Genomic DNA, 23,676 nt, shown 5'->3' with positions numbered 1-23,676 from the left:
CCGCTTACGCGGCCCTTTATTTATGCCTCGAACACCACCAAGAGGTCCTTGGCATCGATCTGCGCACCCGGTGTGACGAGCACTTCGGAGACCTTGCCATCGCGCTCGGCGTGAAGGGCTGTTTCCATCTTCATGGCTTCGATCGAGACGAGCACATCGCCGGCCTTGACCTCCTGACCAGCAGCAATCGCGACGGTGGAGATGACGCCCGGCATTGGTGCCCCAACATGGGCCGCATTGCCGTCTTCGGCCTTCCGCATGGCGGCAGCCCCGACAGCGCCATGTGCCCGGTCCGGAACCTTGACGTTGCGCGGCTGACCGTTGAGCTCGAAGAAGACTTTCTTCTCGCCCTTCTCATCGGTTTCACCGATCGCCTGACAACGGACCACAAGTGTCTTTCCGGGTTCCAGGTCAACAAAGATCTCGTCGCCAGATTCAAGACCGTAGAAATAGACCGGTGTCGGCAGCACGGAGGTCGGTCCATATTGCTGCTGCGCCTTGTCGAAGTCGGTGAAGACCTTCGGATACATCAGATAGGATGCCAGCTCCGTATCATCGATGTCATGACCCGTTGCAGCCGCCGCGGCAGCCCGTTCAGCTTCAAGGTCCGCCTCTTCCAGCAGAGACCCCGGGCGAACGGTGATCGGCTTTTCCCCTTTCAGCGCTTTTTCCTGAATTGCCTTCGGCCATCCGCCCGGAGACTGGCCGAGGTCACCATGCAGCATCTTCACGACACTGTCCGGGAAGGCAACGTCCTTAGCCGGGTCTTCGACATCGGCAACGCTGAGACCCTGGCTCACCATCATCAACGCCATGTCGCCGACCACCTTGGAGGATGGCGTCACTTTGACGATGTCGCCAAACATCTGGTTGGCATCGGCGTACGCTTGCGCAACTTCGTGCCAACGGGTTTCGAGGCCGAGGGACCGTGCCTGTTCCTTCAAGTTAGTGAACTGGCCGCCTGGCATTTCGTGCAAGTAAACCTCTGAAGCGCCAGAGCGCAGGTCACTCTCAAAGGCCCGGTATTGCGCGCGAACGGCTTCCCAATAGAAGGAGATCTGGCGGATGGTCGCCGCATCAAGGCCCGTATCCCGGTCCGTGCCCCGCAGCGCCTCCACAATAGATCCCAAGCAAGGCTGCGACGTCAGACCGGACAAGGCATCCATGGCCGCATCAACCGCATCGACCCCGGCTTCAACGGCGGCCAAAATGGTGGAGGCCGCAATGCCGGAGGTGTCATGGGTGTGGAAGTGGATCGGCAGGCCGACCTCTTCTTTCAGCGCTTTCACCAGGATCTTGGCCGCCTGCGGCTTCAACAACCCTGCCATGTCCTTGATGCCAAGGATATGGGCACCGGCAGCTTCCAGTTCCTTCGCCAGATTGACGTAGTATTTCAAATCATATTTCGGACGCGCACTGTCCAGCATATCGCCGGTGTAGCAAAGCACTCCCTCACAGAGTTTGCCGGTTTCCTGGACCGCATCCATGGAAACGCGCATGTTCTCAACCCAGTTCAAGCAGTCAAAGACGCGGAAAAGATCCACGCCGTTTTCGGCCGCCTGATGGACGAAAAACTTGACCACATTGTCCGGATAATTGGTGTAACCAACCCCGTTTGAACCCCGCAACAGCATCTGAAGCAGGATGTTCGGCGCCCGTTCGCGGATCTGATGCAGCCGCTCCCAGGGGCTTTCCGTCAAGAATCGCATGGACACGTCGAACGTCGCACCGCCCCAGCATTCCAGGGAAAAGAGCGTCGGCAGACCGGTCGCATAAGCATCTGCGATGTTGACAATGTCGTGGGAGCGCATGCGGGTCGCCAGCAAAGACTGGTGGCCGTCACGCATCGTGGTATCGGTGAGAAGCGCCCGTTTTTCCGCCTTCATCCAGTCGGCGAAACCTTTCGGACCGAGCTCATCCAGAAGCTGGCGCGTTCCTTTCGGTTTTTCGTCGCCAAAATCCGGCACGACCGGCGCAGCAGCATCCTTCGGCGGACGGACCCGGTCTTTGGTTTCCGGATGCCCGTTCACGGAAACATCGGCGATATAGGTGAGCAGCTTGGTTGCCCGATCCTGGCGTTTTGTCTGTTCAAACAGCGCAGGCGTGTCGTCGATGAAGCGGGTGGTATAGGTCTGGGCGCGGAAATCGGCATGATCAATGATGTTTTCCAAAAAAACCAGATTGGTCGCAACCCCGCGGATCCGGAACTCCCGCAAGGCGCGGTCCATCCGTTTGCGCGCATCTTCGGCCGTCGGCGCCCAGGCCGTCACTTTTTCAAGAAGCGGATCATAGAACCGGGTGATCACCGCCCCTGAATAGGCGGTCCCGCCATCGAGGCGAATACCGAAGCCGGTCGCGCCGCGATACGCGGTGATGCGGCCATAATCCGGAATGAAGTTCTGCTCCGGATCTTCCGTGGTGATCCGGCATTGCAGCGCATGACCGTTGAGGCGAATGTTCTCCTGCGCCGGCACACCGCTTTCCGGCGTTCCGATTTTTTCTCCATCTGCGATGTGGATCTGTGCCTGGACGATATCGATGCCCGTGACTTCTTCGGTCACCGTGTGCTCGACCTGGACCCGAGGGTTGACCTCGATGAAATAGATCGCGCCCGTGTCTGCATCCATCAAGAACTCGACAGTGCCCGCGCCGCGATAGTTCACCGCCCGGCCAATTTTAAGACCGTATTCGCAAAGCTCTGTGCGCTTGGCATCATCGAGATAAGGCGCCGGGGCCCGCTCGACCACCTTTTGGTGGCGCCGCTGGATCGAGCAATCCCGCTCGAAGAGATGAACAACGGTTTCACCGTCCCCAAGGATCTGGACTTCGACGTGGCGCGCCCGTTGAACCAGTTTCTCCAGATAAATCTCGTCCTTACCGAAGGCGGCCTTGGCTTCCCGCTTGGCGGCAAGCACTTCCTTTTCAAGGGTCGCTTCATCCGGAATGACGCGCATGCCACGGCCACCGCCGCCCCAGGACGCCTTCAGCATCACCGGGTAGCCGATCTCCAGCGCCTGCTTCTTGATCTCATTCAGATCATCAGGAAGCGGGTCCGTTGCCGGCATGACCGGCACACCAGCCTCGATTGCCAGGTTGCGGGCGGCCACCTTGTTACCCAGACGGCGCATCGTCTCGGATTTTGGCCCGATAAAGGTGATCCCGGCCGTTTCGCAGGCATCCACGAATTCCGGGCTTTCCGACAACAGGCCATATCCCGGGTGAATGGCGTCAGCGCCGGAATGTTTGGCAACACGAATAATCTCGTCGATGGACAGATAGGCCTCGATCGGGCCAAGCCCCTTGCCGACCTGATACGCCTCATCAGCCTTGAACCGATGCAGAGCCAGTTTGTCTTGCTCGGCATAGATCGCAACGGTCTTCAGACCGAGTTCGTTGGCAGCCCGGAAAACCCGGATTGCAATTTCAGACCGGTTCGCAACGAGAATTTTTCTTATCGCCAAACGCCCACTCCCCCTAATAATCCGCAACATGCAAGGCACATTTCGGCAAGATTTCTACTTACGTCGAAGCCAATTGAAAAGGGGCAGCATGCTTGTCCTTTTTCCAGAAAGTGAAATATTTTTGCTCTGACGGCGATAAACCTTGGAAAAATGGGCACAAATTCTACGCCAGGGGATGAGCACTTATGGGAGATTTTTCTGCTGGCGGCCCGTCTCACTTCCCAGCGCGAACGCCAAACCGCGCCCCAATCTGAAACACTCTCCCGTCACCGAAGCGGAAAATCGTAAACACCCGGGAGATTTCTTAGGCGCCCAATTGGTCTTTCGAGAAGACAACCTACCAGATCAGGTAGGAACAAATCAAAAACATGATCAAACCACCGATTCGTCAGCGATTCGTTCTGCATGTGTCCATGGTTAATGGCGAAAGGCGCAGCATGCCCGAAAAACGAATCTTTTTTTGATTTGGAGATTGACAGGTTTTTTGCCCTGAACTTCCGCCTCAGGGTGATTTGGCGCAAATCCCTGACCAGACTCAGCATTTCGTACTAAAAGATGGATTCAAATCCACATTTCGTAGGGAACAAATCCTGAATCCCCAAGAGTCCGCGATTCGGTTTCGGTTTGTTCCAGAGTCGTTCTCCACAACTTTCTAACCTGAACGAGACTGCACAGGGCTCAACTCTCCGGCACCTGCTATAATTGCGTCGTTCAACAATACACCTGAGGTGATTTAATGAATTGGCTTCGCAGAATATTCCGAATTGAACCTGGCGTGTCGCTTGTTTGGTGGGTCATCGAGAGAGCATGGTCCGTCTTCAGCAACTGGACAGTGATTTGGGGTTTAGTGGGCGGCGTTGCTATGAGCTATTGGACCTCAATTAGTCGCTGGGCAGATCAGTTTGGATTGGCAGTGACAGGCGGAGTCGGTATTTTTTCTACGTTAATAATCATGCTTGCTATTGCTCGTATTCGCTTGTGGAATACACGCAGGAGTGTTGAGAAAGCGAACGAACGACTAGTCATTGCGCGGACCAATACTAGCTCTATAAATCCGCTGGACGTAGTTTTTACGAACAAACGGATCAATCTCAATGAGATGACTAGGCCCCTAACGAATAACGTCAACGGGAAGACCTTTGTACAGTGTCAGATTGTTGGGCCAGTAAATGTACTGCTGGTCGCATCTACACATCTTGCAGGACCGAAAGGTATAGCTTGTGAAGCGGTCTACATAGACAACACTGTCTGGCCTTCAAACGTTATCCAGTTAATTGATTGCGATTTTCGAGACTGTGAATTTTTCAATGTTACTTTCCTCGTGCGCGATACTGATTACGAGTACTTCTGCAATCAGTTGATGATGAATTGGATTACTCGAAACCCAAGAAACTACACCTTTTATCGCGATGGCCGCATGCTTCAACGGGATGACGCCACACAAGAGACGCTTCCCTTTAGAGAAAGCCCCCCAGAGACACATGAAAAACAACCAACAGACAAACAAGATGAAGAACCCGGGCGTCCATATGCGAACCAGTGACTTATGGCTTCCATGCTTTTTCATGTGACTGCTTATTCGCAGTTTTTAGATAGTCGCCTGTTATTCTAAAGAAATACGACCTTTTTTGATGCTTCGCTCGTAGCGGTCTATGTGTCCAAAACAATCAATGCACCAGCCGCGTGAAAACAAAACCAAGGCGAAAAAGGGCAGGACAGAGCCGCAAGGCCTATGCTAGACACGCGCATCCGAGTTCAGGGCATGTGCCTTGGGAGAGCAGCCCGCCGGAGCGGCGCGCCAAACACTGAGATTTCTGACCACATCACCTCTATGTCACGCCCCCAAACCCTGCAATTACCGCCGAGCGCCCGCTCCCGCACGGTCACAGCCGTGCTCGGGCCAACCAACACCGGCAAGACGCACCTTGCGATCGAGCGCATGCTGGCGCAGCCGTCGGGCTTGATTGGTCTGCCGTTGCGGCTTTTGGCCAGGGAGGTTTATGGACGGATTGCCGAACGCGCCGGGACCGACACCGTTGCGTTGATCACCGGTGAAGAGAAGATCATTCCGAAACAGCCGCGGTTCTGGGTGTCCACGGTTGAGGCAATGCCACTCGATCTGAACACCGAGTTTATCGCCATCGACGAAGTGCAGTTGGCCGGCAATCTCGACCGCGGCCACGTCTTCACGGACAGGATCCTGAACCTGCGCGGCCGCTCCGAAACACTCCTTTTGGGGTCTGCGACCGCCCGCCCGCTTCTTGAAAAGCTGATCCCGGGCCTGAATGTCGTCACCCGTCCGCGCATGTCGATCCTCTCCTATGCCGGATCGAAAAAAGTCTCCCGCCTTCCGGCAAGGTCGGCCATCGTCGCGTTTTCATCCGATGAGGTTTACTCGATCGCCGAACTGTTGCGCCGCCAGCGGGGCGGGGCGGCGGTGGTCCTTGGCTCGCTGAGCCCAAGAACCCGGAATGCGCAGGTCGACCTGTTCCAGAACGGCGATGTCGATCATCTGGTAGCCACCGACGCAATCGGCATGGGCCTCAATCTGGATGTCCATCACATCGCCTTTGCCGGCAACCGGAAATACGACGGGTATCAGTATCGCCAGCTGACGCCTTCGGAAATGGGTCAGATCGCCGGACGGGCCGGCCGCCACACTAAAGACGGCACCTTCGGGGTCACCGGCCGCGTCGATCCGCTGGACGATGATTTGATCGAACAGATCGAAAGCCATCATTTTGACAGCCTGAAAGTGCTGCAATGGCGCAACAGTGCTTTGGATTTTTCATCCACCAATGCATTGCGCCGCAGCCTTGACTTGCCGCCTCGGGAAGAGGGTTTGGCCCGCGCCCCCACAGGCGACGACATCACGGCGCTTGAACATTTATTGCGCGACAGCGCAATTTCTGACATGGCAAAGGGCGCAAAATCAGTAGAACTGCTATGGGATGTGTGTCAGGTCCCCGATTACCGGAAGATCGCCCCGGCCAATCATGGGGACCTTCTGGCAACCATTTACAACCACCTGATGCGCCACAATGCGATTGAAGATGACTGGTTCTCCCGTCAATTGGCCTTCGCAGACCGTGTAGATGGTGATATCGACACACTCGCGAACCGGATCGCTCACATCCGGACCTGGACGTATGTCGCGAACCGCCCTGACTGGCTGGCCGATCCGGCCCATTGGCAGGACGTGACCCGCGGCATAGAAGACAAACTATCTGACGCCCTTCACGACCGGCTGACACAGCGGTTCGTGGATCGGCGGACAAGTGTATTGATGCGACGTTTGAGAGAGAACGCAATGCTGGAAGCGGAAATTACATCGAGTGGGGATGTGCTCGTCGAAGGTCAGCACATCGGAAATCTGCTTGGCTTCCGGTTTGCCCCTGATGCGGCGGCCGAAGGCCCGGACGGAAAAACGGTCCGTGCTGCCGCACAAAAAGCCCTGACCACGGAAATCGAATCCCGTGCAGAAAAGCTTGGCAAATCAGAGAACAGTGATTTTGTCCTGACATCGGATGGCGTCATCCGCTGGCGCGGTGAACCGGTGGCCAAATTGTCCCCGACCGACGATGTTCTGGCCCCGGCAGCTCTGCTCTTGGCCGACGAGCACCTGACAGGCCCGGCGCGCGACACCGTGCAAAACCGCCTGGATCTTTGGGTAAAGGCCCAGGTCGATACTCTTTTGAAACCGCTAATGGACCTGAAGTCAGGTGAAGGGCTTGAGGGCTTGGCGCGCGGTATTGCGTTCCGGATTGTCGAAGGCCTCGGCATCCTGGAGCGTCAGGACGCGTCTGACGAAATCCGTCAGCTGGACCAGGACATGCGCGCGTCCTTGCGCAAACACGGTGTCCGCTTCGGCGCTTACACGATTTTTGTCCCGGCACTTTTGAAACCGGCTCCAAGCCAGTTGCTTGCCCAGCTTTGGGCCCTGAAGCACGGCGAGTTGGACATGAACGGCATGGAAGAGCTGCCGCAGTTGTCCGCTTCAGGCCGGACTTCCATTCCGGTCAACCCGGAGATCCAGCCGGCGCTCTACAAGGTCGTCGGGTTCCGCGTGTGCGGCCCGCGAGCCGTACGCGTTGACATCCTGGAGCGCCTTGCCGATCTCATCCGGCCGCTGATTGCCTGGAAACCGCTCGACAGCGAAGTCGCTCCGCCGGAAGGGGCAATCGAAACCGGTGGCGGCTTTACCGTGACGGTTGCGATGACGTCTTTGCTGGGCTGTGCCGGCGAAGATTTTTCCGCTGTTCTGAAGTCCCTCGGCTACCGTCTTGAGACCAAGGAAGTGCAGCGTCCGGCAGCACCAAAAACCGAGGCGACAGAACTGACGCCAAACACAGCCGAACCCGCTGCAGTTGCTGACACACCTGCGACTGAGGAAGAGGTGCCTGCCGAAAGTGCTGAGACCGAAGCTGCCGCAACGGAAACAGCTGAAGCCTCTGACACTTCTGCAGTAGAACAAGCTGCCGAAGAAGCGCCTGCGACTGCCGGCGCTGAAACGTCCGCAGAGGCACCAACTCCAGAAACCGAGGATGCCCAGACGGCAGAACCAACACCGGCCAGCGAACCGGAAATGGAAACTGTTACCATCGAAATCTGGCGCCCAGGCCGTCACGACCGCCGCCCGCGCGGCCGTCAGGACCAACGCCGGGGCGGTGACAATCGCAAGCAGCAAGGTCCCAAAGGCGCTCCTGGTGAACGTCGCCACGGCAAACCTGGCAAAAGTGGTCCGAACAAGGGGCGCGCAGGTCAGAAGCCCTTTGATGGGGGCAACCGCCGCGACAAAGCACCGAAAGACAAGCCGATCGACCCGAACTCGCCTTTTGCAGCCTTGATGGCGCTGAAGGAGAACATGGGCGACAAGGACAAGAAGTAATTCCGGGCGACGATCAAAAGTCGGCTGCCGCCTCAAATCAGGGCAGCCTGCGTGTCGACAAGTGGCTCTGGTACGCCAGGGTCACAAAATCCCGTTCCCTTGCGCAGAAACTCGCTGCAGGCGGACATGTCCGGATCAACAAGGACAAGATTTCCTCCGCCAGCAAGACCATCAAGACCGGCGACGTTTTAACCATTGCCTTGGAACGTCGCATTCTTGTTTTGAAAGTGGTTGCACTTGGCTCCCGGCGCGGACCTTACGAAGAAGCAAAAAAACTCTACGAAGACCTGTCTCCGCCACCGCCGCCAAAGGCCGAAGCGCCACCTCCCCCCCCTGGCCAGAGGGAGCCTGGCAGCGGGCGGCCAACAAAACGTGACCGCCGCAAAATGGATGCTTTCAGGCAAGAGGATGAACCCTAAAAGCTCTATGAGCCTGATCCGTTTTATGAATCTTGAAAAAAACGAAATAGCTTTCTCAAACAGAGCTGCGATGCGACCTGTTGAACGCTTGCACCCGCCTGCCAAAAGCGATACCCAACTGCAATAATAAAGGCAGCAGAGGTCAGAGCCTGCGCATCAAACCGACGCCAGATGACTGCATCCGGTTACAACTTTTGTACCCGATGCTCTGACTAAAGAGGATTGCGATGACCTACGTCGTCACAGACAACTGTATCAAGTGCAAATACACCGACTGCGTTGAGGTGTGTCCAGTTGATTGTTTCTATGAAGGCGAAAATTTCCTCGTCATCAACCCGGACGAATGCATCGACTGCGGTGTTTGCGAGCCGGAATGCCCGGCTGAAGCAATTCTTCCGGATACGGAACCAGGTCTCGAGAAGTGGATCGAAATCAACGCCGAATATTCGGAAAAATGGCCGAACATTACGGAAAAGAAAGATCCAATGCCCGATGCAGATAAATTTGATGGGCAGGAGAACAAACTGGAGAAGTACTTTTCTCCAAATCCGCCGGCATGATTTGCATATCTGAAGTTGCGATAAATTCGTAAATCTCGATATCCGCAACCTGAGATAAGCTCAAAACACTATTGATTACAGCTGCCTGAGCGGAACCTTCGCTCGGGCCTTAATGCTGTTTCGCGCCCGCGAAAGAGTTCCTCTTTAATTTTCCACAAGAGTATGTTACATTGTTTCAATAGTCGCCAACCACGAGAATAACCCCAAAAACGGAGTCGTGCTTACGTGTCCCGTGATCTTGATCTTCCGGGCCGCGAGTGATCCCGACAGCTTATGTATCCAAGCAAGGTTCTAGAGTGGAATTCGACGACTGACCAGCCCGACACGCCGCATATCAACAGGCGTTCCAAGATTTGGACGTCAAAGCGATTGCGTGCCGCACAAACAAGGACCGTTTCAGCGGTCCATTTCTGGTCTGCAATAGACCGCTAACTGCGCAGGAGAAACTACGAGTATGGCAACAAACACCAAAAAGACCGCGCAGCGTCAAGGTTTCAAAACTGGCGAGTACATTGTTTACCCGGCTCACGGCGTAGGCCAGATTACCGCCATTGAAGAACAAAACGTAGCAGGTCACTCTTTGGAGTTGCTCGTCATCGTTTTTGAACAGGATAAGATGACACTTCGCGTCCCAGTCGCGAAAATCGCATCTGTGGGAATGCGGAAGCTCGGCGACCCGGCTGCTGTCAAGAAGGCACTCGAAACAGTCCAGGGACGTCCGCGCATCAAGCGGACAATGTGGAGCCGCCGTGCCCAGGAATACGAAGCGAAAATCAACTCCGGCGATCTGATTGCAATTTCGGAAGTCGTCCGGGACCTTTTCCGCTCGGAGAGCCAGCCGGAGCAGTCCTACTCCGAACGCCAGCTTTACGAAGCTGCCCTGGACCGTATGGCGCGCGAAATTGCCGCAGTGAACAAATGCTCGGAAACCGAAGCAATCAAGGAAATCGAGCAAAACCTCGCGAAGTCACCAAGCCGCATTAAAGCAGCCGCCGCAGCTGCTGCGGCAGAAGATGGCGAAGATGGCGACGACACTGAAGAGGCCGCCTGAAAGGCTGCTGATCGCTGATCCTTCATTTGCGAAGAGGCCCGGAGAAATCCGGGCCTTTTTTCTTATAACCAACGGCGAACAACCCTCTTCAAGATCAGCGGGCGTTATGACGAAACGCTTTCACGCCCGCTGATCTAGGCGGCAGCAAATCTCTACCTTTCTGTCACGACATTGTGCGTATTCGTGCGTCCGTGCGTTTTCGAAGTGATCTATTCTGACTTTGGGTCCGTAGTATCACTAACGTCACGCCTGGAGTGCTACATATGTCCACGTCTATGAGTGAAAGAAGGCATTTGGTGAAAGCGGCGATGAAAGCGCCGTATTTGACCCGCGAGGAAGAGCTGGAGCTCGCCATTCAGTGGCGGGACAACAAAGACGAAAAGGCTCTGGAGAAACTTTCTCTGTCCCATATGCGCTTGGTCATTGCCGTTGCCTCGCGGTTCAAGAACTTCGGCCTGAACCTCGGTGACCTGATCCAGGAAGGTCACGTAGGGCTGCTAGAGGCCGCAGCGAGGTTTGAACCGGAACGTGAGGTTCGCTTTTCGACATACGCCACGTGGTGGATCCGAGCCTCAATCCAAGACTATATTCTTCGAAACTGGTCTATCGTCCGGGGCGGCACTTCCTCTTCTCAAAAGGCGTTGTTCTTCAACCTTCGCCGCTTGCGCGCAAAGCTGTCCAACAATCAGACACCGCTGACAGACAGCGAGCTGCATCAAAAGATCGCAGACGCCATTGGCGTGAAGCAGTCTGATGTCGCTGTCATGAATGCGCGTTTGTCCGGACCCGACACGTCTCTGAACGCACCTGTAACAGATACAGAAGGGTCCAGCGCCGACCGACAGGATTTCCTCGTTTCTGATGCACCGCAACCGGATGAGATCGTCACAGAAAACATCGACGCAGAGCGGCGCAAAACATGGCTCGCATCTGCGCTTGACGTGTTAAGCGAGCGGGAACTCAAGATTGTCCGCGAACGGCGCTTGTCTGAAGACGGTGCGACACTTGAATCGCTCGGCAAGAAACTCGGCATTTCCAAGGAGCGCGTGCGCCAGATCGAAAGCCGTGCACTTCAGAAGCTGAAGTCTGCACTGCTAGCAAACCAACCGGACAAGTCGGTTTACGCCATTTCGATGTAAGATAAGCCCGGGCCATCGCCCGGGCTTTTTTGATTGTATTTCTCGAGGTGGTCAGTCTACAACCAGCTTGACCGAAGTCCCTGCCGGAATTGGCTCGTTCGGGCTCAGATCATTCAGAATTGAGAAAAATTCCAGACGCCGGGACGGCTCGACACCGCTCATGCCTACGGCGAGCTTCCGCGGCGTATCGCCCGCCTGAGTGGTCACCACCTTAATCCTGAGAGATCGCAGGCGCGCACGTTCTGTCGGCGTCAATTGCCGAAAGCTCTCAATCGTTCTCCGGAAATCCTGGTCAAACTGATCCGACGGAGACCGGCTTGCAAAGATGAACCGGTATCCGGTTTTGCCGATCCGGACAACAGCTATCCGGAAGGACCAACCTTGGGTAATGGCAGCGCCTGTCACTGCCGGCAAACCACCTATCGTTGTTTCGCGCACACTTTGCGGCAACAGTCCATTGATCCAGCCGGACGTCATGTAATCGGCAAGACTGGAATAAGTGCTGACGTCAGCCCCATCGAAGCGGATCGCCGTACCAGACCCATTGCTTGCAAGCACTGCTTCCGGCGAGTTCTCCAGGATATATCCGGACGGCACCGTGAAACCGATACCAAGCGCCTTGTGCAGGAAGGACCTTCCACGCACAAACCCCTCAAGGGGGTCATCTCCATACAACATACCGTCGATCTGGCTGAGGTACCGGGTGCGATCCCGCTCACCGATACCAGGAGCCCCGATTTGGCGCGCAGAGCGCACCGCGATTTGAAGGCGCTCGGGCGTAGACGGGTGCGAAGACAGGAAATCGGGTGCTGAACTGCCCTCTTTTCCAGCCGTTTGGTATTGCGCAAATTTCGCCATGGACCGCAGAAAGCGGGCCGCCGCGTACGGATCAAACCCGGCTTTTGCGAGAGTTTTGACACCTATTGCGTCCGCCTCAAGCTCCTGAACCTGGCTGAAACGCGCGAAGGACAGTTGGGAGGAGACAATGGCCTTGCGCGCCACTTCCGTGTCCTGAACCACATCGGTCAGGATTTGATCTGCAAGTTCCCGCGCTTCTGCCCGTTGCTGGCGTTTGATGGCGTGATTGGCGGTCACGTGCGCCATTTCGTGAGCCAGCACGGCCGCCATTTCGGACGTGTCATTGGCCAAGGCCAAGAGCCCGCGCGTGACATAAAGATACCCGCCCGGAAGCGCAAAGGCATTGATCGCCGGGGAGTTCAAAATAGTGATTTTGTAGCTTTGCGACGGATCCTGTGAAGCAGCAACCAGACGGCCGACCACGCTGGCAACGGCTCGCTCTGCCCCGGGGTCTTCGTAGACGCCCCCATAGGTCGCCACGACCCGCGGGTGTTCCCGCGCCCCGATGTCTGCTGCAAGGCTTGGCCGAAGAGTGCCAGGCGCGACAGTTCCAACCGAGGCTCCATCGCCAAGCAATTGGCATCCGGCAAGCGCAAGGGCCGCGCCGGCAAGAACAGCCATCCGCAAACGCGCCCTGTAACGCTTACCAAGCCTGCTGCCTATTGGAACAGAAGCCGGTATATCAGCCAAGTTTTCAGTCCCGGTTTTGGCCGTCACGACCTGCCCTTTTTTGCTCGACAACAATCAGCTGCTCTGGATGATCCCACGCCATGAGCGGCCCATCTTTCACATCCAAAACACCGCGAATTTCGACAGCCTTCTGAGCAAGGTCCTCAAATGACAATCCGATCTCAGACAGATGTGTGGCAATTGCGTCCTCTTCGCTGCGCGCGATCGTCACGGTGAAATCCGTTTTCCAGTACCTTCCAAAATTCAGATAGCGGGTGCGCGGGGTTTTTCCAAGGGAAACAATCCGGCCTTGGACAATCACATAGTCTCCAGCAGCTTCCAGCAGCAGGTTCGGATTGCCCGCCCAGTATACCGGCGCAGCACGGTTCTGCCCCCACAGACCATGCCCGGCACGGCGCGCAGCTTGTTCACTCTCGCGAAGAAGTTTTGCACACGCACCACCGGAGGCTTGCGGCATGAAAATCGCCTCGCCCGCGGCCAGAAGTTCTTTTTGAAACAACGTCGGAGCTGAGTTCGCATTCCTCACGATCATCGCGGGTGTCATTTGCCAGCGGTTTTTAGGACCAATCGGCAATGCCTGAAAGTTGGCCTCATTGGCGGTCGTTCCAATACTCTGGCGACTTCCCGTCAGAATCGGCAAGACTTCACTGGCGTAGTAGTGCTGCCCGGCGGCATCTGAAAATACACCAGTTTCTCCGGCCTCAACGACCGGGACAGGCACGACGTTTTCTGAGATACAGGAGCCAAGCTCGGCATGAGCGCTGGTGGCAAGGAAGACAGAGAACGCGGCAACCACGGCACCCGTCCACAATTGTCGTTGCCAGCAAGCCACGACGGTACGCCCTCCCTTGTTCTCTAAAGTTTCCGCGCTCCTGTTTTCTGACCTGAAAGGCAGGCAGAAGACTCTGACAGCGCACCTTACCGAAAAGCCCTTCCTTTCGGCTAAGCGGCAAATACGGCGCACCTAAGACAGATATGGATTTACTGTAGAAATATCTGCCGATCCGGGCCCACCTGCCTTAACACTCGCCATCCCGCACAATTCATGATACTCGAGCAAGCGATAGGCCCCGTAGCTCAGCAGGATAGAGCATCAGATTCCTAATCTGAGGGTCACAGGTTCGAATCCTGTCGGGGTCACCACTACTTAGCATGGTTTTGCCTATCCTGTTTTGCAGTGTGTTTTGCAGAATCTGTTTCCAAAACGTTCTCGAACTTGGCGATTGCGTTGTCGGCCATCGTCGATGTTCTGGCGAGATATTTGTCCAGAATGTCCTGAGCCCGTCGCAGGGAGTGGCCGGTGATCGAAACGATCTCGCCGAGATTGCAACCGGCCTGGAACAACATCGTTACAGTCGTTCCACGGATATCGTGAAAGTGGAGCCCTTCAATCCCGGCCTCTTTGCAGGTCTTTTCCCATTGATTGGCAAAATAGCGTTTCTGAAAGGCGCGCCCTGTTTTGGTCGTCAGGATCAAGGTCGATTGCCGTTTGAGAGCGCCCAGGGTTTCCTTCAACGCCTTGGTGCACTTGATCGTCACCAAACGGCCTTTGAGTTTCCCGCGCCGCGATTTGCCCTGATGAAGGGAAATCCGCTCACCGTCGTAGTTGTTCCAGTTCAGCTGAAGCAGGTCTCCACGGCGTTGCCCCGTGTGAAGCGCGAGCACCATCGCCAGCTTCATTTCCGGGCTCGCCACTGCCATAAAGGCTTCGACATGTTCCGGCAGCCAAATCTTGTCGGAACGATCGCTCTGATAAGCCCGCTCGAACCCATCCATGACATTGCGTTTTAAGGGGCCGTCCCGGGTCGCCCAGGACAGAACACGGGCCAGAACTGTAACCCGATTGTCCGCTTCTCGTGGTTTGGATTCAGAAAACGCATCATGCCATTTGATAACCGCCCGTCGAAAAGCCTTGTCCTCCAAGGCCGGATAAGAGCACGTGCCATACTCATCTTCCCAGAATGTGAAAATTCTGCGGTATTCATTTTGCGTGGATTCTGCAAGCCGCCGCCATTTGGCCGTTTTCTGGAACTCACGGATCAGCCCGCCCAACGTTCCGGCATCCCGTTGCCGACACTGCGCGACAGCTGCCGCGATGCTGCTTAAGAACTCCGGAGACCCAGGCTCACCTTGGAGCCGCGTTTTTGTGGCGCGATGGTAGTAGTAGGTTCGAAATTCACCGGTTGGGAGCCTGCGACGGATGATGTTGATGCCTTTAAGGTGTGTCCGCATGGTTGGCTTCCCATTGCTCGAATGGCGAAAGCGGCGCAGAGGCTGGTGTCGATGGCTGGTCTTCACAGACCAGTTCAATTCTGCCGTCCGGATGCTTTATGACCCGGCCCCTTTTGAAACCCGCTTCTTTGATCGGTTTGAGGTAACGGGTTGCCTCTGCTGTTCCGAGTTTCTGGTGACGCTGTGCCATGTTTTCCTGTCCATAAACCGGCAAGCGACACGCGGAACTTAAGGGAGCTTTGCCTTTTTTCGATCTCCGAGCAATTCCTTGCTCGCAGCATAGATAGCCTTTTCGGCCTCGGTTTTTTGGTCTTCTGGCGTTTCTTCGAACGTTATGTCGCGAATACCGAACACCACAAAGGAGGCGATCCGGGTCAGCGAAACCTGAATGAAAGCGAACCGCTGTTCCGCCCAATCTTCTTCGTACGCAAACCTGTCATTGTCTTCGTTGCTTGCAATCAATCTTGCAAACAGGCCGTCAGCATCGAAAAAGATCCGGCAAATGTAATCCTTGTCCGGGTCTTCAGAAGCTGACTTGAACCAGTCACTGACCTTCGCTTCACGTTCATAAAACAACTGCGAAACGAGGTTTGGCGAGACCCCGAGCGCACTCAGATGCGCGATCATTGTCACCGCCATAATATCGAGCGCCGAATACAAGCGCCGCCGCCCCTTGCCAACACTGTCCTGACTGAGGCGCAGGATCCCCCGATTGGGGTCCGTCCAATTCTGGAGCGTTTTCGCGCTCACAGCCGTGATGCGAATGACGTCCGCCTGGGTGTACTCAGGAACTTCAATGTCGACTCGATTACTCACAAACAGAACCTCGCATGAGTTTCCCAAGCGTCAAGCCAAAATCTCATGTGAGGTTATTCAAATTCTCAATGTGCCTCACTTCTTTGGCCTGTATTGGTCTCCACCCTGATTGGCGTCCTAGGATTGTCTCTTAGATGAGTTGGAGTCTTATCCTGAAAATTGGCCTTCAATTCAGATGAAGCAAATCTGCAGGATGGACCGATGACCGCTGTAGACCGAATGTCCCAGTAAACAAATCTATTTGGAATGTATGTCTGCTGCTCCAACTATCAAAACCGCTCATGCTCGACGACCAAAAACCGCACGGAACTTAAGTGAAAAACTCTATAGCTAGCGGCGCTGATATGTTGATAAGCGAGCGACGCTTTTTTGGGTCAATCGCGAAGGCAATTGAGAGGGCATCGCCCATTATGCGCTAGCGGCCTGGAAGGAATTCGTGTTCAAGGGCGTCCGGGACACCATTTAAGAAATCTGCTCACCGGGTTGCTTATAAGGCGAGGTTGCTACCGGTCCGGTGACGTGATCACGATCCCGAGGCCGCGGTCGATCAATGGTTCGAGCGGCAGTGACCGGCCATTTGACAGGTCGAATTGCAGTCCAACCGTTTCAATGCCGCGCTCCTCTAGCATGTCGCGGACCAGTGGTGCGAAATCTCCCGCATCGGCATAGCGTCCGTGACGGGCAGGGTCATTTGCTGACAATTCGGTCACGTCCACAACGATCGCACCCAGTCCCGACAACTCCTCGTCGTTTTCATAAGCGCCGACCCGGCTGACGCCACCGGCTATCTTGCGGGATAAACGCAACGCAACATCATCCCGCGCGACGAGGATGATGAACGGACGGTCCGGTTTGCCGATCCGCCGCATCTGCGCCTTGAAAAGATCCACATCTATGTCCGGTGCCGCAATGATGACTTGGGAGAATTTCCGTTTGTCTCCGATAATGTTCTCCAGATGCGCCTGCCGGATGCCTTCCATGAGCAAAAGGCTGCCCATCGAGTGTGACATAAGAACGATCTCGCGCGCCGACGTCTCGTTGAGCGTTGCCAGCGTTTCCACCAAACCATCCCGCGCAATCATGGTGCTGTTCATGTCAAAGAGGTACTCAAGCGTGTTCCCGCTGGAGCCCCAGGTCACCAAAACCGGCACACCCTTGTAGCCGGTATCATGGGCCAGTTGGGTCAGCCTGTAGGTGGCTTCGGCAAAGCTTGTGTTGTAGCCGTGAATGAAAACAAAGACATTGCGTTGATCGGGCGTGCGCCGGCTGAGTTCCTTCTCAATCGCTTGCTTAAATGCGGCGTTGCCGGAAAGCCGGGAGGTATCGCGAACAGTGAAGTGGCGTTCTGGATCGCCCGGAAATGTTCTGGGCCACTCGATTTCTCCGGGCTTGTGGCCCGGCGGCACCGAAAGGGTTACGGATGCGTAGGAGATCCGATCGCTGCGGTCTCCTTCAAAGAGGGTGCCGAACGTCTCGGCCTCTGCCCGGGCACTCGCCACAAGGATAGTGTGCGGCGTACCTGCCGATTGTGCCGTTTCGTTCGTTAAAAATGCATCCGCAGAGTACCGGGCAGCGCAGCCGGACGTGCCGGCGAGCAACACAAGAATCCCCAGGCCTGCTAACGCCTTAGAAGCATATCGGTGCACTCGAAAGCGGATCCCTGGGATCCTTGTTGAAGTTTCCTTCGCCATACCAGCCGTGATCGCCTGCCCAAATTAAGAAATACAAGACTGACGGGTCGGATGCAGACTTGCACGGCTTTTTTCAAGAAGATGTCGTGGAAGACCGCAGGAGGGTTTGCGACGGCAGCTCTTGAAACCAGCGCTTATAGTCGGTGGCAAATTGCCCGACGTGAAGAAACCCCTGTTCGGCCATGACGTCCGCGACAGAAATTTCGCCCGGGTCGGACTGCAACAGTTGACGGCGCGTCTGGGCGAGCCTCCATGACTTGATAAAGGCAGCCGGCCCGACCCCAAATCTGTCCTTGAAAGCGATTTCCAGTGCGCGGCGGGACAGGCCAGCTTCGGCGCACAACTCGGGAAGGCGCACGTCTTCGATCTCACCTGCATCGACCATTTCCAGGATCCGGGTCAGCACCCGCTGTGATGTATGAAGTCCAGCCGCACGGGGATGAAGGCCCGCCTGGGCCAGCCAGCACCCAATCAAGTCTTCTACCAGAGCATCGAGCGTCAGGGTATCGAACTGCGGCGCTGGGGAGTTGAGGGAGCAAAGCACGTTCTGCGCCCGACGCAACAAGGCGTCAGGTACCTTGAATATGGTCTGTAAACGGTAGGGATCTAAATCCGGTGCGCCGAACCGAGCGGCATAACGCGCAAAATCGGCCAGGTTTATCGAAAGGAGATATACTTCAAAGTCACTGCTGGAGATCGACCGCCACTCAACGCCGGGGTAGTAAACCAGAACGGAGTCGGAGGCCGTCTCTTTGCCACACCACCACAACCTCGACATTGTCGGGCCCGGGATCGTGAAAGTGAGTTTCCCCGGGGGAGGGGCGCCGCGCTGATCCAGATTTTGATGGAAGCGCGCATAACTCAGCTCGAAAGACGCGAACGTCCCTTGAAGGATGTGGGCAACACGGCCGTCGTCTGAAAACGCGGTCAAAGGCTGGAACTGAATATCCCAATACTGAACCTCGTGGCACAGTTGATCCACGTGGCAGAAGTCCGCGACCAATGTCGCCTGAAACGCCGGTTGATACACGGGTCTGTTCAAAAGAGCGGCCTTCCGTTTCGCAATTTCGATCACTCCAGACTGCATCATAAACTACACTTTTTTCAACTCTGCCCGATGGAACAAAATCTTAGGCTATTATGGTCTTGTCAAAATTGACGTTTGGGCAGTGGGAGCGCGATGCAGATGGCAGTCATTGGAAATATTGCTTTTTACCTTGGTCTTCTGACAAGCGTTGGGATTGGAGCCGTCTATTTTCGTGACCTCGGGGATGTCAGTCAGATGATCCTCAAGGTCAAGCGGGCCAACATGGTCCGTTTCATCCGGAACGAGGGCCGGTTTGTTGCCGCAGGTCTGAGCGGTGCAGCGGTCATGACCATTGCCCATTTTGCTTTGGGTGGTGGGCCATTTTGGCTGTGGCTGATCGCTAGCGTCCTTTGCGCTGTTCTGTACGGGTTCCCAGCCGTTTGGGTGCACATTGGCCTGCGGAACCAGAAAAACAGTGCCAAATACTATTCGATCGCAGACGCCCAGGAGTGGGTTAGCCCGTCCAGCCCAGTCGTTGTCGTTGAAAACAGGGGAGTGGCCCGTGCGCATCCTGATGCGCAGATCATGCGGCCGCATCTTGCGGGCAATGATGAAGGCCTCGCCGGCGAAAACGTCGTCATGACCTATTGTGCCATGGCCAATCTCGGCATTGGCTACACGCCGGAAGTTGAAGGCCAGCCATTGGACCTCAAGGTTCTTGCCCAGCATGGCAACAATCTGATCCTGCGCGATAATACGACAGGTGAACCGATCCAGCAGATCTATGGATTCCGGGAAAGGGATGTCGATCCATCAGCCGATGGCCCTGTCTGCCCGGCTCGCCCGGGCCTGCGCATGAAATCCTGGCCAACATTCCGCATGACATTCCGAGGATTTCAAAAGGCGTATCCGAGCGGGACCGTTTTCATCAACAAACCGCCGTCGAATCCACTGTTGGCGCTCTTCGACATGATTCTGGAGACCGTCTTTTCATCCGAAATCGCAAAACAACACCGTATAGCCAAGCCGGTCATGGACAATATGACCCGGCACGACACCCGGCTCCACAACAAGACGTATGTCTGGGGTGTCGACATCAACGGTGATGCAGCCTGCTGGACAGACGATTTTGTGGTCGAGAACGGCAATCTCGTCAACGCGGCGGTCGGTGGGCAGGATCTTGTAATCGCCTGGGATCCGAAGTTTGAAAGCCTGGGTGTCTGGATCAACGACACCGGCAGCCCGATCGACGAAATCGACTTCTTCGGCAACACGAACAAAGGGCCGCTCAAACGGGCGTCAATGTTGAAACCCGGCATGTTCTGGCACGTATGGGCCGAATATTACCCGCATACCGATATCAACCGCACCGGACACGCTGCGGAGGCCGCCGCATAAGACATTAAAAGCCATAGGGACAACCGAGCCCGTTCGAAAATGGCTGGAGGGGATGAAGGAATGACAAGACGATCACTTGCAACGGTTCTCATTGGATTGATATCGATGGGGACCGCGTCAGCGCAAGACACAGATATCATTCACGATGCCGAGTACTACATTCTCCAGGCTCAAAACGGCGCCCAATGGGCCGAGGATGATGCGGCGGTTGATCGGTTGCTCGAACAGTTCCGTGCCGGCAATGGCGGCAAATCTCCCAACATCGTGTCTATACTGGTCGATGATCTTGGGTTTGGTGACATGGGAATTCCCGAGCTGAATGCGGTTCGCGGAATAGAAACGCCAAACATCAACCGGTTCTCGGACGAAGGCATGCGCATGGTCCGCATGTATACCGAACCGTCCTGTACGCCAACGCGGGTTGCACAAATGACTGGCCGACTGCCGGTCCGTATGGGAATGGGGGATACCACGGTCGACATCGCAGGGTTTGGCCTGCCTGGAAACGAAGTGACGCTCGCCGAGGTTCTCAAGGAGGCGGGCTACGCAACGAGCCATGTCGGGAAGTGGCATATGGGCGATATCGCCGAAAGCTGGGCCATGAACCAGGGATTTGATTACGCCCAGCACGCGGTGCACCAGCAAGGACAGCTGACCATCTTCAACGACGATGCCATTCGCGAACAGGTGTCCGTCGGCATCAAGGACTTTGAAGATGACTACATAGTCGACAATTGGTTCCGTCCTGATCCAGCGGCGATGATGACCGTGATCGCCGGTGAAGCCGGCGGTCCGATCCGTGAAATCCGGATGGCCCCGGGCGAGCGGTGGGATGCCGAAAAATATGATGCCATGAACGAAGCGTTTCAGCTGAAAACGATCTCCGAGCTGAAACGGCTCTCTGAGGGAGACGCGCCGTTCTTTCTACAATACTGGCCCATGATCCCGCTCGACAATACCCGCGCCGGACGGGACGGACCGGAAAGCGTGAATGGCGGTCTCTACGCCGATAAGCTCCAGCTCCTGGACAGCTATCTTGGAGATCTGTTTGCCGAAATGGAAGCGGTCGGCGTGGCAGACAACACGATCGTGGTCCTGATGGGCGACAATGGCCATTTCACGAAGTATTCGCCGCAATCCGGTTTCACACCCATGATCTACCGTGGGGGCAAGGGCGACACGACCGAGGGCGGTGTTCGGGTCGATGCCTTTATCCGTTGGCCGGGCATGATTGAAGCCGATTCCATGGTGAACAACATCATCCATGTATCTGATCTCTATACGACCTTGTCGCGGTTCGCAGGTGCCGAAGGCTTTATACCGCGCGACAGGCTTGTTGATGGGGTCGACCAGTCGGCCGCCCTGCTTTTTGCCGATGAATCCAAAACCCGCCGCGATCACGTGATCATCTACTCGGTTGCAACGCCGAAAGCGCTTGTAAAGGACCACTTGCGCCTGAACCTTCCGGGGCCCGGTGAAAGCGCAATCCTTGCCAACTTCTATGACATCTACCGGGATACGCACGAGAAATATCCCGTATCGACAGAGGTCGGGGCATGGGGCGGGCAAGAGTTCGTCCGGATCCTTGGACGGCATTTGGCGCGCAAGGAGAAGTATCCGGACACCGGACCTGCCCGCGGAGTTCCCTATGAAGGGATCGAAAACATCCGCCCTGAAACCCAAGCGGCCGTTGAGGCCTTTCTCGTGAAACAGGCATCCGTTCAAAAGTGAGGAACAGCAGTCCAAAGACCCGACGTCCGGGATGCAGAAAGATCCAGGAGAAAAACATGCGCATCAAACTTGTATTGGCGACACTTTTGACGGCTTGCGCATTCTGGCTGGCAGACATCCGGCTTGAAGAGGACACCGTCGAAAGCGGTTTTGTGGCTGGTATCGCGATTGGCGCGAAGAAAGCCTTGGCGCAGCGCGGCCCCGGCACGGTGCATGGGACAGCCAGGCGAACCTCCCGCCGCACGACCCGGCGGGTCGCCCGCCGTACGTCAGTCGCGGGCTGCACACCATACCGCGCCTATTACAACTGCGGCGGGGTTTATTACCAGGCCGTTCAGGAAGGCGGCACCACGGTCTATGTTGTGGTCAATCCGTAAGCGGGGATGAGATATGTTGAATGCAGTGAAGCGCTCGTCCGTTATAGGCCTCGTACTCGGTTTGGGTCTCATTTCTCCAACCCATGCACAAGGGGTGCTGGAGGCCTGCGAACCTGAAATTGTCGAGTTCTGTTCAGCCGTAGAACCAGGCAATGGACGCGTCTTGTCGTGTCTTTATGCACATGAGACCAAGATCAGCACGGAATGTGGCGTTGCATTTGAAGACATTGCCGATGTCATAGATGGCCTGTTCTTTACCATCGGCTCCACGCTCGCGATATGCGACGCAGACTTGCAAAAACACTGCGCGGACACGCGCTTCGGTCAGGGGCGCCTGTTGAGTTGCCTTGCCGAAGTGCAGGCAGATCTGGAACCGGCCTGCAGCGGTGTGGTTGCAGAGTTGTCCGGCGAACTGGTCAATTGACGTTGCGGCACATAAGCTGAAAGTCACACCAAGGACTTCAACGAGAGACACATGACATTCCACAACCTGAAATCAAAAACTGCAAAACTGTGCATTGGAACGCTGGTCTCGTGCGTTCTCCCTGTCACCGTTCTTGCAGCGGATCTTCCGCAAGCTCCAGTTCCAGAACCCGTTCCGGTGAATGAGCGCGTCAACAAGACGTGGGAATTTGTGCTGGCACCCTATTTCGTCGGGGCGAATATCGTCGGGACATCCCAGATCGGCCGCCTGCCGTCCACGGACATCGATGTCGGCACCTCAGACATCCTTTCGAACCTTCGTTTTGGCTTCATGGGCCGGGCAGAAGCGGTCTATCGGCAGCGGTTCGGCGCGATGGTGGATGTGGCTTACATGAACCTTGCGAACTCGACCGACGCGCTCTTGCCGGGCGGGCGCATCCGCGTTGGCGGTGATCAGCTTATCGTTGAGGGCATGCTGTTCTACCGGGCCTACTCAACACCACAATCGTATGTCGACCTCATTGCGGGCGCGCGGTACTGGGACATCAATCTCGATTTCAATCGCACGGGTACCGTTGCCGGCAATTTCGACATTTCTCGTGGCGCCGACTGGATCGATCCGGTGATCGGGGTTCGTGGATTTCACAAGCTAAATGAAAAATGGTCCGTCAGTGGCCGCGGAGACATCGGCGGTTTTGGAGCCGCGTCCGACTTCACCTGGAACGTGCAGGCTGGCGTCGGGTACCACTTCAACCAGATCTGGTCGACGCATCTTCAGTACAAGGCACTCGGCGTTGATTACAGCAACGGCAAGTCCGGCATCGACAGCTTTGCCTACGACACCGTTACGCACGGACCGCTGCTCGGCGTTGTGGCGCGGTTCTAGGGGTTTGGAGGCTGGTTAAAACCGAGCCG

At 56.0% G+C, this 23,676-nt stretch carries 19 protein-coding genes and 1 tRNA gene; 12 read left to right on the top strand and 8 right to left on the bottom strand.

Annotated features, from left to right (window positions below; genetic code table 11):
* Positions 1-20 precede the first annotated feature (20 nt).
* Positions 21-3,461 (bottom strand): pyruvate carboxylase, encoded by a 3,441-nt coding sequence (pyc, locus tag ACVDG4_RS21335; protein ID WP_447236590.1) that lies wholly within the window; start codon positions 3,459-3,461, stop codon positions 21-23.
* An 862-nt stretch (positions 3,462-4,323) separates the two neighbouring features.
* On the opposite strand from pyc, the gene ACVDG4_RS21330 reads away from it, so the two are divergent.
* From ACVDG4_RS21330 to ACVDG4_RS21305, 6 genes are all read left to right on the top strand, one after another.
* Positions 4,324-5,004: a hypothetical protein gene (locus ACVDG4_RS21330; protein ID WP_447236589.1), complete on the top strand. Its 681-nt coding sequence runs from the start codon at positions 4,324-4,326 to the stop codon at positions 5,002-5,004.
* Between the two features lie 288 nt (positions 5,005-5,292).
* Positions 5,293-8,349: a helicase-related protein gene (locus tag ACVDG4_RS21325; protein WP_447236746.1), complete on the top strand. Its 3,057-nt coding sequence runs from the start codon at positions 5,293-5,295 to the stop codon at positions 8,347-8,349.
* A gap of 47 nt (positions 8,350-8,396) precedes the next feature.
* Positions 8,397-8,768, top strand: coding sequence for an Hsp15 family ribosome-associated heat shock protein (gene hslR, locus ACVDG4_RS21320; RefSeq protein ID WP_447236745.1), 372 nt, complete (start codon positions 8,397-8,399; stop codon positions 8,766-8,768).
* A gap of 227 nt (positions 8,769-8,995) precedes the next feature.
* Entirely contained in the window at positions 8,996-9,328 is a 333-nt protein-coding gene (fdxA, locus tag ACVDG4_RS21315; RefSeq protein WP_008192880.1) for a ferredoxin FdxA, read from the top strand.
* A gap of 454 nt (positions 9,329-9,782) precedes the next feature.
* Complete coding sequence (locus tag ACVDG4_RS21310) at positions 9,783-10,379, top strand: CarD family transcriptional regulator (protein WP_447236588.1); 597 nt, start codon at positions 9,783-9,785, stop codon at positions 10,377-10,379.
* Positions 10,380-10,642: 263 nt separating this feature from the next.
* Positions 10,643-11,518, top strand: coding sequence for an RNA polymerase factor sigma-32 (locus ACVDG4_RS21305; RefSeq protein ID WP_447236587.1), 876 nt, complete (start codon positions 10,643-10,645; stop codon positions 11,516-11,518).
* Positions 11,519-11,569: 51 nt separating this feature from the next.
* On the opposite strand, the gene ACVDG4_RS21300 is transcribed toward ACVDG4_RS21305, so the two are convergent.
* Together ACVDG4_RS21300 and ACVDG4_RS21295 are read right to left on the bottom strand one after the other, a co-directional pair.
* A complete protein-coding gene (locus tag ACVDG4_RS21300; RefSeq protein ID WP_447236586.1) occupies positions 11,570-12,997 on the bottom strand; it encodes a M48 family metalloprotease in 1,428 nt (475 codons plus the stop codon).
* 73 nt (positions 12,998-13,070) lie between these two features.
* Positions 13,071-13,862 (bottom strand): hypothetical protein, encoded by a 792-nt coding sequence (locus tag ACVDG4_RS21295; RefSeq protein WP_447236585.1) that lies wholly within the window; start codon positions 13,860-13,862, stop codon positions 13,071-13,073.
* A gap of 270 nt (positions 13,863-14,132) precedes the next feature.
* On the opposite strand from ACVDG4_RS21295, the gene ACVDG4_RS21290 reads away from it, so the two are divergent.
* Positions 14,133-14,209, top strand: a tRNA-Arg gene (locus tag ACVDG4_RS21290).
* Here ACVDG4_RS21290 and ACVDG4_RS21285 read toward each other — a convergent pair.
* The 5 genes from ACVDG4_RS21285 to ACVDG4_RS21265 all read right to left on the bottom strand — a co-directional run bounded on the left by ACVDG4_RS21285 (position 14,210) and on the right by ACVDG4_RS21265 (position 18,895).
* Positions 14,210-15,298, bottom strand: a complete 1,089-nt coding sequence (locus ACVDG4_RS21285; protein WP_447236584.1) for a tyrosine-type recombinase/integrase — start codon at positions 15,296-15,298, stop codon at positions 14,210-14,212.
* Positions 15,282-15,488 carry a transcription factor iiib subunit gene (locus ACVDG4_RS21280; protein ID WP_447236583.1) on the bottom strand — a complete coding sequence of 69 codons (207 nt, stop codon included), beginning with the start codon at positions 15,486-15,488 and terminating at the stop codon, positions 15,282-15,284. The genes ACVDG4_RS21285 and ACVDG4_RS21280 overlap by 17 nt, the downstream gene beginning before the upstream one ends.
* Before the next feature lie 38 nt (positions 15,489-15,526).
* Entirely contained in the window at positions 15,527-16,114 is a 588-nt protein-coding gene (locus ACVDG4_RS21275; RefSeq protein WP_447236582.1) for a MerR family transcriptional regulator, read from the bottom strand.
* A 503-nt stretch (positions 16,115-16,617) separates the two neighbouring features.
* The gene (locus tag ACVDG4_RS21270) at positions 16,618-17,715 is read right to left on the bottom strand and encodes an alpha/beta hydrolase (protein ID WP_447236581.1); all 1,098 of its coding nucleotides are present in this window, start codon (positions 17,713-17,715) and stop codon (positions 16,618-16,620) included.
* Positions 17,716-17,878: 163 nt separating this feature from the next.
* The gene (locus ACVDG4_RS21265; RefSeq protein ID WP_447236580.1) at positions 17,879-18,895 is read right to left on the bottom strand and encodes a helix-turn-helix domain-containing protein; all 1,017 of its coding nucleotides are present in this window, start codon (positions 18,893-18,895) and stop codon (positions 17,879-17,881) included.
* A gap of 96 nt (positions 18,896-18,991) precedes the next feature.
* Here ACVDG4_RS21265 and ACVDG4_RS21260 point away from each other — a divergent pair, with 96 nt between their 5' ends.
* The 5 genes from ACVDG4_RS21260 to ACVDG4_RS21240 are packed head-to-tail and all read left to right on the top strand — an operon-like array spanning position 18,992 to position 23,647.
* Positions 18,992-20,230 carry a DUF3179 domain-containing (seleno)protein gene (locus ACVDG4_RS21260; RefSeq protein ID WP_447236579.1) on the top strand — a complete coding sequence of 413 codons (1,239 nt, stop codon included), beginning with the start codon at positions 18,992-18,994 and terminating at the stop codon, positions 20,228-20,230.
* Positions 20,231-20,290: 60 nt separating this feature from the next.
* Positions 20,291-21,961, top strand: coding sequence for a sulfatase-like hydrolase/transferase (locus tag ACVDG4_RS21255; RefSeq protein WP_447236578.1), 1,671 nt, complete (start codon positions 20,291-20,293; stop codon positions 21,959-21,961).
* Positions 21,962-22,017: 56 nt separating this feature from the next.
* The gene (locus tag ACVDG4_RS21250; protein ID WP_447236577.1) at positions 22,018-22,338 is read left to right on the top strand and encodes a hypothetical protein; all 321 of its coding nucleotides are present in this window, start codon (positions 22,018-22,020) and stop codon (positions 22,336-22,338) included.
* A gap of 13 nt (positions 22,339-22,351) precedes the next feature.
* Positions 22,352-22,762: a cysteine rich repeat-containing protein gene (locus tag ACVDG4_RS21245; RefSeq protein ID WP_447236576.1), complete on the top strand. Its 411-nt coding sequence runs from the start codon at positions 22,352-22,354 to the stop codon at positions 22,760-22,762.
* Between the two features lie 51 nt (positions 22,763-22,813).
* Entirely contained in the window at positions 22,814-23,647 is an 834-nt protein-coding gene (locus ACVDG4_RS21240; RefSeq protein ID WP_447236575.1) for a hypothetical protein, read from the top strand.
* Positions 23,648-23,676 lie beyond the last annotated feature (29 nt).

It is taken from the genome of Roseibium sp. MB-4, assembly GCF_053005265.1.
This window is presented reverse-complemented; position numbering and strand designations above follow the sequence as displayed.

Coding starts and splice junctions, on each gene's coding strand:
- ACVDG4_RS21330 (WP_447236589.1), top strand. CDS start 4,324: ATGAGCTATTGGACCTCAATTAGTCGCTGGGCAGATCAGTTTGGATTG.
- ACVDG4_RS21325 (WP_447236746.1), top strand. CDS start 5,293: ATGTCACGCCCCCAAACCCTGCAATTACCGCCGAGCGCCCGCTCCCGC.
- fdxA (WP_008192880.1), top strand. CDS start 8,996: ATGACCTACGTCGTCACAGACAACTGTATCAAGTGCAAATACACCGAC.
- ACVDG4_RS21310 (WP_447236588.1), top strand. CDS start 9,783: ATGGCAACAAACACCAAAAAGACCGCGCAGCGTCAAGGTTTCAAAACT.
- ACVDG4_RS21305 (WP_447236587.1), top strand. CDS start 10,643: ATGTCCACGTCTATGAGTGAAAGAAGGCATTTGGTGAAAGCGGCGATG.
- ACVDG4_RS21300 (WP_447236586.1), bottom strand. CDS start 12,997: ATGGCTGTTCTTGCCGGCGCGGCCCTTGCGCTTGCCGGATGCCAATTG.
- ACVDG4_RS21285 (WP_447236584.1), bottom strand. CDS start 15,298: ATGCGGACACACCTTAAAGGCATCAACATCATCCGTCGCAGGCTCCCA.
- ACVDG4_RS21280 (WP_447236583.1), bottom strand. CDS start 15,488: ATGGCACAGCGTCACCAGAAACTCGGAACAGCAGAGGCAACCCGTTAC.
- ACVDG4_RS21265 (WP_447236580.1), bottom strand. CDS start 18,895: ATGATGCAGTCTGGAGTGATCGAAATTGCGAAACGGAAGGCCGCTCTT.
- ACVDG4_RS21260 (WP_447236579.1), top strand. CDS start 18,992: ATGGCAGTCATTGGAAATATTGCTTTTTACCTTGGTCTTCTGACAAGC.
- ACVDG4_RS21255 (WP_447236578.1), top strand. CDS start 20,291: ATGACAAGACGATCACTTGCAACGGTTCTCATTGGATTGATATCGATG.
- ACVDG4_RS21250 (WP_447236577.1), top strand. CDS start 22,018: ATGCGCATCAAACTTGTATTGGCGACACTTTTGACGGCTTGCGCATTC.
- ACVDG4_RS21245 (WP_447236576.1), top strand. CDS start 22,352: ATGTTGAATGCAGTGAAGCGCTCGTCCGTTATAGGCCTCGTACTCGGT.
- ACVDG4_RS21240 (WP_447236575.1), top strand. CDS start 22,814: ATGACATTCCACAACCTGAAATCAAAAACTGCAAAACTGTGCATTGGA.